General features: G+C 53.3%; 6 protein-coding genes. 5 read left to right on the top strand and 1 reads right to left on the bottom strand.

The annotated features are described in order from the left end of the window. The first annotated feature begins 90 nt into the window (after window positions 1-90). On the top strand, window positions 91-3,912 hold the full coding sequence (locus AC0YN0_RS27970; RefSeq protein ID WP_475824232.1) for an S-layer homology domain-containing protein: 3,822 nt from the start codon (window positions 91-93) through the stop codon (window positions 3,910-3,912). Window positions 3,913-3,983: 71 nt separating this feature from the next. Here AC0YN0_RS27970 and AC0YN0_RS27965 read toward each other — a convergent pair whose 3' ends face one another. Further along, window positions 3,984-4,322 (bottom strand): hypothetical protein, encoded by a 339-nt coding sequence (locus AC0YN0_RS27965; RefSeq protein WP_475824231.1) that lies wholly within the window; start codon window positions 4,320-4,322, stop codon window positions 3,984-3,986. Between the two features lie 231 nt (window positions 4,323-4,553). On the opposite strand from AC0YN0_RS27965, the gene AC0YN0_RS27960 reads away from it, so the two are divergent. Genes AC0YN0_RS27960 through AC0YN0_RS27945 form a run of 4 tightly spaced genes read left to right on the top strand, consistent with a single transcriptional unit; the run spans window position 4,554 to window position 10,277 of the window. Beyond that, window positions 4,554-6,191, top strand: coding sequence for a response regulator (locus AC0YN0_RS27960; protein WP_475824230.1), 1,638 nt, complete (start codon window positions 4,554-4,556; stop codon window positions 6,189-6,191). Window position 6,192: 1 nt separating this feature from the next. Next, the gene (locus tag AC0YN0_RS27955) at window positions 6,193-7,992 is read left to right on the top strand and encodes a cache domain-containing sensor histidine kinase (protein ID WP_475824229.1); all 1,800 of its coding nucleotides are present in this window, start codon (window positions 6,193-6,195) and stop codon (window positions 7,990-7,992) included. Then, on the top strand, window positions 7,992-8,969 hold the full coding sequence (locus AC0YN0_RS27950; RefSeq protein WP_475824228.1) for a substrate-binding domain-containing protein: 978 nt from the start codon (window positions 7,992-7,994) through the stop codon (window positions 8,967-8,969). Before AC0YN0_RS27955 ends, AC0YN0_RS27950 begins: the two co-directional genes overlap by 1 nt. Before the next feature lie 39 nt (window positions 8,970-9,008). Continuing rightward, the gene (locus AC0YN0_RS27945) at window positions 9,009-10,277 is read left to right on the top strand and encodes an ABC transporter substrate-binding protein (RefSeq protein ID WP_475824227.1); all 1,269 of its coding nucleotides are present in this window, start codon (window positions 9,009-9,011) and stop codon (window positions 10,275-10,277) included. Window positions 10,278-10,391 lie beyond the last annotated feature (114 nt).

Below are 10,391 nucleotides of genomic sequence, written 5' to 3'. Positions count from 1 at the left end.
TTCGTTTCTCTTACTATTCTTTTATTATTCTTTCATTGGAGGTCTTTATAATAAATCTATCTAGTAGAACAGATGAGGAGCGATAGGGAAATGATGTTTATGAAGAGATTATTCGGTTCTCCGCAAGTGTTGATAAAAGGATTTACGGTTCGAATCCTATTAGGATTGATGGTATTTTCTTTAATATCGTCTTCATTGGCATTGCCTGCGTCGGCAGACGCCGGCAGCGATTGGACGCACTGCGCGGATGAAGGAGGAACATGTTCCCCTTCCGGGACGAAAGAGCTGCGATTCGGAGCGGATACCCGATATGTGACGAAAATCATTACCGGCGACGTGACTTGTTCGGGGACGGGGTTATCCGTAACGGATCCCGCGGTTGGCACCGTGAAAACTTGCGAGATTCGCGACTTGCAGCTGGATAGCGGAGTGACCGCAAACGGCAGCGGAGATCATCGGACCGTTACGGTTACGTTTAGCGTTTATGCGGCACAAGCGGGCACGATAGAAGATTTGAGAAGCAAAATTACGGTGCAGAAGACAGGGGAAGAAACCTTTTCGCCGCTGGGTACGAACGATATCGTCTCGAATGTAACGTCTGCAGCTTCGACGAGCTCGTTCTCCATTCGCTTCGAGCATGCGTTAGCCGGATCGGAGAACATCATCCGAATCGATGCCGAGGCATTCGCGGACAGCTTCGCGGTTCCTTATGATCAGACCCTGGTGATCGAAAGTATTCGATTCGGAGAGGGGACGGAAAGCAGTCCTTATGAGATTGCAACCGCAGAACAGCTCTTTAATATCAGGGAAGACATGGGGATTGGCGTTTATTATAAGCTGCAAGAAGATATTGATTTGAGCGGCTACTCCTCGGGCGAGGGCTGGATGCCGATTGGCGATCCGAATACGCAGATTTTCGAAGGTTCTTTGGACGGGAACGGCTATACGATCAGCAATTTAACGATTAACATGCCCAGCCGTAATGTCGTCGGTTTATTCGGCAGTACCAGCATGTATGCCGTTCTTACAAATATGAATCTGGAAGACGTCTCGATTAACGCGAATACGAATGTAGGCGGATTGGTTGGATCTAACGAAGGCGTTATTAGCAACAGCAGCGTCACGGGAACCGTTAACGGCGTAAGCAGCGTAGGCGGATTGGTCGGTTTTAATTTCAATTACGCTCCGATCAGCAACAGCTATGCCGCAGCCAATGTTGAAGCCACTTTACGCGGTGCCGGCGGACTCGTGGGTTCAAATGATGGAAGTATCAGCAGGAGCCACGCTCAGGGGAGAATGTCGGGAGGCAGCTACATCGGGGGCTTGGTTGGCTGGAACTATGGGAATGGGATGATCAAAGACAGCTATGCATCGGGAAGCGGGAGAGGAAACGACACGATAGGCGGTTTGGTTGGCATGAATCAGGGCTACATTATTACCAGCTACGCAACGGGGAGCGTAGCCGATGGCTGGGGGATGGGCGGCTTAGTAGGTGCTGAGGTTAGATCGACAATCAACAGCAGCTATTACGACATTCCTGTCGACAATGGTCTTGGTACGTACGTTTCAACCGAAGCCATGAAGCAGCATTATTCGTATGTCGGATTTGATTTTTCAGACGGTACAGGGGCGTGGGGGATGGATCCTTCCTATAATAACGGCTTTCCTTACCTGAAGGCTGCGGTACCGTCAGCCGTAATCCGCGTAAGCGTAAGTCCGGCTACTTCGGTCGTGGCCACTGGAGATACGAATCAGTTGGCTGCCGTAGTGGTAACGGCGGGCGGAGCAGCTCAAGACATAACCTGGACAAGCAGCGATAATTCGAATGTATTCGTTGATGCGGACGGCTTGGTGACGGTTGCCTCGGATGCAGCGACAGGCGACTACGTCATTACGGCAACGTCAACCGCGGATGCTAGCCAAAAAGGAACGGCAACGGTTAAGGTGATTCTTAACTTATCCGGCGTGGGCATTGACGTATTAGGCGGAAAAATCACCGGTACGTCGGCGGCTATGGAATATAGCCTGGATTCAACGGACGGAACGGATGGAACATGGTTGAACGCAAGTCATGCGGATACAGCTATCATGTTTGCGGCCGGGAATTTATACGTTCGCGAAACGAATCAACCGACGAATTATCGCCTCGTGGCGTATATCGCTAGTGCGGCAGGTGCGCCGGGAGGCATAGGAGTAGACGTGTCGGCTAATCAAATAACGGGAACTACCGCGCTGCAGGAATATAGCACGAACAACGGCGCAACCTGGGCGAATGCAACGGCGTCTCACACGTCACACGCTTTTGTTGGCGGAGAAGCGGTAATAGTACGCGTAAAAGCGACCGCGGGCGAATTGGCTAGCGCTGCCACAACGGCGATTCACGTAGCGACTGCAGCGGGAGCGCCGAGCGGCGTATCCGCGAATTTGTCCGGTGGGCAGGCTGCCGTGAAGCTTGTAGGTGCTAACCTAACGATGGAATACAGCAGGGATGGCGGCACAACCTGGCAAGCCGTGACACCCATGATTGAAGCGGGAACGGCAACGATTGACGTATCGGTATTTCCGAATGACAATCTGCAAGTTCGAACAGCGGCAACGACTAGTGCTCTGGCTTCTCTGGCAACGACGAAGTTGAATGTAGGATCCGTGACAAGCGTAACGGTAAGTCCGGCAACAGCTACAGTCGTTCAGGGAGCGAATCAGCAACTGACAGCTGCCGTATCAGTAGTGGGAGGAGCACCGCGAACCGTAACTTGGACAAGCAGCGATACCACGAATGTAACCGTTGACGCGAATGGTATCGTAACGGTTGCCGCAAACGCGGTGCCAGGCAACTATGTCGTTACGGCAACATCAACCTTCGATACAAGCAAATCTGGATCAGCAAGGATCGCCGTAAAAGCAGCACCTGCCGGGCCATCGGGTGGCGGAAGCAATCCCACCATCCAAGCGCCTATCATCTCCACTGACGGTACATTGACGCTTCCAATCGGAACCAAAGGCGAGGTTAGTTTGGATGGTGCTGTGAAGGTCTCCATTCCGGTAGGCGCATCAAACCAAGAATTGCGAGTAACGATCACCAAAGTGCTGGACACGAAGGAGCTTCTAACACTTGATGAAGTACTGGCAAGCCCGATCTTTGAGATTCTGAAAAACGTATCGGGCAATTTCAGCAAGCCGGTAACTTTGACCTTTGTATTCGATCCCGCACTATTAAAAAATGATCAAAAGCCGGCGGTGTTCTACTATGACGAAACGAAGAAAGTATGGGTGAAAGTCGGGGGTGTCGTCGACGGCAATCATATTTCCGTAGAGGTTGATCACTTTACGAAGTTCGCTGTCATGGCCACGGGTGAGCCTGTCAAAGAGATCGTTAACTTCAATGATATTAAGGGACACTGGGCTGAGTCGAACATCAAGCAAGCGGTTAGCAGCGGAATCGTTACGGGTTATCCAGATGGTACTTTTAAGCCGGATTCCACGGTGACTCGTGCGGAGTTCGCGGTCATGCTGATGAATTCGTTGAAGCGGGCCGGAGATGGAGCGGCATTGACGTTCACCGATGCGGCTAATATCGGAGACTGGTCAAAGAAGGCGATCTCGGAAGCCGTCCAACTAGACATTATTAACGGTTATGACGATGGTACCTTCCGTCCGGATGCAACGATTACTCGCAGTGAAATGGCAGTCATGGTTGCAAGAACGCTGAAACTATCTATCGATGAGAATGCCGTAACCGGCTTCGCAGACGACAAGACCATCCCGTCATGGGCGAAGGGCGCAGTAGCGGCCATTGAGAAGATTGGCATTATGGTAGGTTCAGGAGCAAATAAATTCAACTCCGATGCAAAAACGAACAGAGCGGAAGCCGTAACCGTACTAATGAGAATGTTGGAGCAACTGAATAAATAGATGAACAAATGAAGGGTTACCCTGGGGCCGTTGGAACAAACGGCTTTAGGGTAACCCTTTTTACTTTCGTTTTACTTTGTTTTCTTGCGCGAATGTGAGGTTGCTCGCGATCCTTTTGCGGATTTTTTATTTTTCGTTTTAACCTTTTCATTAGGTAGACTGGATAGGAACGCTTTTGGTCCAAAAAAAGAGCCGGCCATTTTGATCATTGGCTGCATCTGCTGAAAGATGCTGAAAAATTTTTGGGCATTTCCCATCAAGGACATGATTCCATCGAATCCACCTAATCGATTTGGCATGGCAAACTCATTGTCTGAGGAAGGCGTAGCGGGAGAAGATTCTGGTATAGTGGAACCATTCAAAGCTTCAGTTTCAGTAGGAAGAATCGCGGTAGTACGTGCCTTTTTCATTCGCTTCACTTCGGATCACTTTCCTTTTCTATTCATATTATTTTTGGTATTTTATGCGCAATAGACTTTCGATGATTGGATATTTGTTACCGAGACTTACAATCTACTGGATTGGCCTTGATAAGGTAGAGATTAATACCCTTTCCATAAGATAATTTTCCCCCTACCCCCTCCGAGGGCATCAGTTATGATGAAAGTGATATTGACATCGATCCTGCGGAGGAATAGCCCATGTACAAAGTAATGATCGTGGACGACGAATTGGTAGTCAGGGACGGACTTAAGCAAACGATCGAGTGGGAAGAGCACGGCTTCGCGCTGATCGGGGATTACGAGAATGGTAGAGACGCATGGGAAGCGATCGAAGCCTTCAAGCCGGATCTGATTATCTCGGACATCAGCATGCCGCTTATGGACGGGCTGGAGCTGGCGGGGCTGGTCACGGCCAATTATCCATATATCAAAATGATCATTCTGACCGGATACGATCAGTTCGAGTATGCGCAGCAAGCGATTCGGCTCAAGGTGTCGGACTTCATTCTGAAGCCGATCACCGCGAAAGATATGAGAGCGCTGCTGGGCAAAGTCCGGCAGGAGATGGACGAGGAGACGAAGCGGCGCGAGGATCTCGGCCGGCTGCGCAGCCAGCTCCATCTGAGCTTGCCGCTGCTTCGGGAACGCTTCTTGGAGAGGCTTGTCGTGCTTGGTCTTGGAAGGCAGGAGATCGAGGGGCAATTCGCGTTTTTTGGGTTGCCTGCGCTGAAGCCTCCGTTCATCGTTATGCTGGCGGACATTGACGACTTCGGCGAACGCGACGCATGGATGGACGATGGTCACGACGCGGAGTTTTTTCGGTTTGCCGTTTATAACATTTTCGAAGAGGTCATCTCGACCCGCAGCAACGCGCTTCTGTTCCGTACGAGGGAGGAGCGGCTTGTTGTCATCCTGAACGGAGCCGATGGAGAGGATGAACTATACGTTGGGGCCTACGGGATGGCGGAGGAAGCAAGGCACCACATCGAGAGATACCTGAAGTTCACCGTGACGATCGGCATTGGGCGAGCCTGTTCGTCGCCGGAGCAGCTTCCGGTATCCTACAAGAGCGCCCAATCCGCTCTGGATTATCGATTCCAGCTGGGGAAGAACCGAATTCTCAGCATCAATGATCTGGAAGGAAGCGAAGGCCGGGCGATGCCGGCTGCCCTGCCCGCCGATTGGGAACGCAAGCTGTCCGCATCGGTCAAGACGGGCTCGGGAGAAGCGGCGTGCCGCCAAATCGAGTGCTTGATCGAGGCATTCAGACGCTCGCGGCTGCCGATCGAGGCGGTATTTCTGCAGACGCAGAGAATCGTTCTGACGCTCATGAACGTCATGCAAGAGCTTGGGGCGCATGAGGCCGAGGATCTGAGGAAACGCCAGCTATGGCTGACGGACATTTATCGGTTCAAAACGCTGGACGAGATCGAGGTCTGGCTGAAGGTGATCGCGAGCGAGTTGGCGGAGTCCGCGCTGGACAACCGCAATCTGGTCGCCAGCAATCAGATTGCCAAGGCGACCGAATATATTGAAGATCATTATGCCGAGGAGAAGCTGTCGCTTCAGCACCTGTGCCGGCACACGCTGATGAGCACGAGCTATTTCAGCCTTCTCTTCAAGCAATATACCGGAGAGACCTTCGTCGAATACTTGACCCGGGTACGGCTCGAGAGAGCGAAGGAGCTTCTCCTTGCCACCTCGCTCAAATTTTACGAGATCGCGTCCCAGGTAGGCTACGCGGATCCGAATTACTTCAGCATCCTGTTCAAGAAGCATACGGGCTCGTCTCCGCGGGATTTCCGGGAGAAGCAGGCAAAGGAGAGTCTAAGCTGACATGTTCCGAGAACGCCGGCCGTTATTCCCGCTTTTTCCGCTAAAAAGCATTCAATCGAGCATTGCCTTTGCGTTCTCCGTTCTGATCCTGCTGACGATCGCGGCGACGAGCCTGTTCGCTTATCGGCTCTCCGTCAACGCCGTCGAGAGAAACTCGAAGGGCTATATTCAGGAAGTCATCAACCAGGTGAACACGAACATTCAGTCCTATGTCGATAACATGGAGAACATTTCCCTGCTCGCGATGACGAATAAGGACGTGAAATATTACATCTCCAGCAATAGCTTCATCGGGAACGAAGGACGCCGCCCTTATGAGAAGCGGATCTCGGACCTTTTCCAATCCATTCTCTACACCCGCAAGGATATTGCTTCCATAATGGTATTCGGCTACAACGGCCGGTTCGTCTCCGATCGCCGAATCACGACGCTGAACCCGAACGCGAAGGTGGAGGAGCAAGCCTGGTACATGAACGCGCAGAGGGAGGGCGGCAAGTCGGTTATCTCCGAGCCCCATGTGCAGAACATCATTCAGAACGAATATCGCTGGGTCGTTTCGCTGAGCCGGGAGCTTAAGAACTCGGACGGTATGACGGCTGACGGCATTTTTCTCGTCGATTTGAATTTAAGCGTCATTAATGATCTGCTCAGTCAAATCAACCTTGGCAAAAAAGGCTACGTATTCATTGTCGACGGCAGCGGCAATATCGTCTACCACCCGGAGCAGCAGCTCATCTACAGCAACCTTCGCTCCGAGCAGATCGCCGAGGTCGTGCAAGCGGGAAGCGGGACTACGTTCAAGGTGGAGGACGAAGAGGGCAAACGTTTCTATTCGGTCAAGGACACAAGCTTCGGGTGGAAAATCGTCGGGGTCGCCTATGCGGAAGACCTGATTGGCTATAAGAGCACGCTGATCAACTTTCTGTTCATCACGCTCGGCGGCGTAGCGGTCTCCCTCGTCATCTCCGTTATGCTATCGCGCCGGCTGTCGCGGCCGATTCGCAATCTGCAGCGGAACATGCGGAAGGTGGAGAAAGGCAACTTCGACGTACAGGCCGAAGTGACGCAGATGAACGAGATCGGCCAGCTTGCGCGAACGTTCAACATGATGGTCGGGCAAATCAAGAACCTGATGCAGGAAATATTCGACACGCACGAGAACAAGCGCAAGAGCGAGCTTCAGCTGCTGCAGGCGCAGATCAATCCCCATTTTCTATACAACACGCTCGATTCGATCGTGTGGATGGCGGAGACGAAGAAGCACGAGGAGGTCGTTGAAATGACTTCCGCTCTCGCCAAGCTGTTTCGGGCGGGCATCACGAAGGAGCAGGAGCTTGTCCCGATTCGGATCGAGCTTGAGCATATTACCAACTACCTGCTCATCCAGAAGATGAGATATTCAAGCAAGTTCGAGTACCGGTTGGACATTTCCGACTCGATTCTGGGCTACAAGACGCTTAAGATTTTGCTTCAGCCCTTTGTGGAGAACGCGATCTATCACGGCATTCGCAATAAGCCCGACAGCGGAACGATCGTCATCCGAGGCATGGAGGCGCCGGACGGCATCGTGTTCGAGATCGAGGATGACGGGCTTGGCATGACGGAGGAGCAGCTGGACAAAATCTGGGAAGCACCGGACGGAGAGTGGAAAAACGGGGGGATCGGCATTCGCAACGTGAACGAAAGAATTCGATTATACTTCGGACACGCCTACGAAATCTCTATCCGAAGCGAGCTGGCAGAGGGGACCTGCGTGACCATTCGCATCCCTAAGATTGAGGGATCGGGAGGTGCGGGCTGATGCGGCTTCAGAGGTTTACGGTAGGAATGGGATTGCTGGTTCTGGCGACCGCGCTATTCACCGTTTTTTACTTCCAGCTCTATAAGGGCGGCACGGCGAGCGAGCCGAGAATCGCGGTTATGCTGAAATCCACCAACGTGCGCTCAGACTTCTGGCAGACGGTTCGCGAAGGTGCGGTGGCGGGAGTCAAGGGGAGCGGTGCCCGGCTCGAGGTCATGGGCTCGCTGCAGGATACCGATGCGGCGGCTCAGGTTCGGCTGCTTGAGGATGTCCTCATGCGGAAGCCGGAAGCGCTCGTTGTCGCGCCGATCGAGGACGCCGGGGTGAGGAGCGTACTTGCGCGCATCCGGGAAGCTGGCATCAAGTTGGTCGTGATGGATATGCCGATGGGCTCGGATTTTGACGGGGTGACGTTATCCAGCAATTACGCGGAAGCCGGCAGGCAGGCTGGAGAGGTCGCCGCTGCGGAAACGGCGGGAGCTCCGCGTGTGGCGGTTCTGAGCGATTACGAGTCGTCCAGCGTATCGGCAGAGAGAGTCAAGGGAATTCGCGAGGCGATCGATGCTACCGAGAACAGCTTCGTCGGAACCTTTTACAGCGACAATAATGAGGATCGCGCCTATGTACTCGCGACCAGTCTACTTAGCTCCGAACCGGACATGAACGCGATCATCGCGCTGAGCGAGCCGGCGGCTCTGGGGGCGGCCAAAGCGGTGGAGGAAGCGGGCAAGCAGAATACGGTGAAGCTTATCGCCTTCGACAGCTCGCTCTACGAGATCAAGCTATTGGAGGAAGGCAGCCTGAGCGCCATGATCGTTCAGCGGCCTTTTAACATGGGGTATCTCGGGGTGCGTACGGCTCTGAAGTTAATCGACCGCAAGACGGTACCGAGGATGACGTATATCGATTCCATCGTCGTGACGAGAGACAATATGTACTCTCCGGAAAACCAGAAGCTGCTGTTTCCATTCAGGTAGAGGGCCCGGATATACGGGATGAAGAGGGAGGGATAAGGAATGAAGCGGAGGAGTGCTCGCGCGTTATTGCTGGTATGTATAATGTCGGCAGCAACACTGCTCGGGGCGTGCTCGGACAAGGAGTCGCAGCCGATCGTCACGGAGGAGGAGAAGCAGTCGGTTATCCGTTTCGTCGCCGCGGAATACAGCACGGAGAGCAAGCCGTTCCTGGAAAAGCTTGTCCGGGAGTTCGAGATTCAGAACCCGGAAATTATCGTTGATCTTCAGGTCGCGAACTGGAACGTGCTGGATGGCATCTACACGTCGATGCTGAGCAAGAACAGCCCTCCCGATCTGCTTATCACGAACGTATACGCCCATTTCGCCAATGCGGGCAAGCTGAACGATCTGAACGAAATTATTTCTCCGGAGCTGAGGACCAAGCTGTATCCGAATCTGATGCAGATGGATCGGATCGGGGACAAGCAGTACGCGCTTCCGTATGTGGCGTCGATTCGCAACTTGTACTATAACGAAGAGCTGTTCGAAGGGGCGGGAATCTCGGCGCCGCCGAAGACGTGGAACGAGCTGATGGAGGACGCTCGCAAAATCAAAGAGACGAGCGCCGCTCACGGCTTCGGCGTGGATTTGACGGACGACGAGATTCAGGCTTACTTGTCTTACTTCTTCTTCGGTTCCGGCGGCGGTTGGATCAAGAATGGCAAGTGGGTCATCAACTCTCCCGAGAATGTGCAGGGACTGACCTATCTCAAGGAGCTGTACGGTCAAGGCCTGACCGATTCGGAGCCGACGGTTACGACCCGTGACGAGAAGCAGCGGATCATGGGCGACGGCAAGCTTGGCATGATGATCTCCGGCAACTACTTCGCGTCCGTCGTGACGCGCGAGTCGCCCGGCTTGCGCTGGGGAAGCGGTCCGCTCCCGGTCAGAGACGGGATGCCGCCGATTTCATTCGGGGTTCAGGATGTGCTGGTCTCCTTCCAGACCGACCATACGGACAAGGCGGCACTCATGAAGTTTCTCGACTTTCTCTATGATGACAACAACTACGAGGACATGATCGTTCGGGAAGGCTTTATCCCGGTTACGTCTAGCGTCGGAAGCAGGCTGTCTCGATCCGATTCGGCGATGAAACAGTACTTGGTGGAGCTGGGCAAAGCCAAGTTCTATCCAATCCAGGAGCCCGCCTGGCAAGCGGTTATGGATATTAGCCGCAAAATGGGAGATGCCGTCCTCTACGACAACCTGTCGCCGCAGGACGCGCTCGACCAGCTTCAGAAGTTCGCGGAGACCCGTAGCACGCAATAGCGGACAGAGCGGCGTTCAACCGCACAATAAGAAAATACTAGAGATTATTTGGAAGATATTCGATAGAGACGCGAAGCCCTCCCCGATATGATGGTTACAGGCGCCGAACATGGC

It is taken from the genome of Paenibacillus sp. J22P218, assembly GCF_056269195.1.
This window is presented reverse-complemented; position numbering and strand designations above follow the sequence as displayed.

Excerpts from the sequence above, each read along its gene's own strand:
- AC0YN0_RS27960 (WP_475824230.1), top strand. The coding sequence starts at position 4,554 with ATGTACAAAGTAATGATCGTGGACGACGAATTGGTAGTCAGGGACGGA.
- AC0YN0_RS27945 (WP_475824227.1), top strand. The coding sequence starts at position 9,009 with ATGAAGCGGAGGAGTGCTCGCGCGTTATTGCTGGTATGTATAATGTCG.
- AC0YN0_RS27955 (WP_475824229.1), top strand. The coding sequence starts at position 6,193 with ATGTTCCGAGAACGCCGGCCGTTATTCCCGCTTTTTCCGCTAAAAAGC.
- AC0YN0_RS27965 (WP_475824231.1), bottom strand. The coding sequence starts at position 4,322 with ATGAAAAAGGCACGTACTACCGCGATTCTTCCTACTGAAACTGAAGCT.
- AC0YN0_RS27950 (WP_475824228.1), top strand. The coding sequence starts at position 7,992 with ATGCGGCTTCAGAGGTTTACGGTAGGAATGGGATTGCTGGTTCTGGCG.
- AC0YN0_RS27970 (WP_475824232.1), top strand. The coding sequence starts at position 91 with ATGATGTTTATGAAGAGATTATTCGGTTCTCCGCAAGTGTTGATAAAA.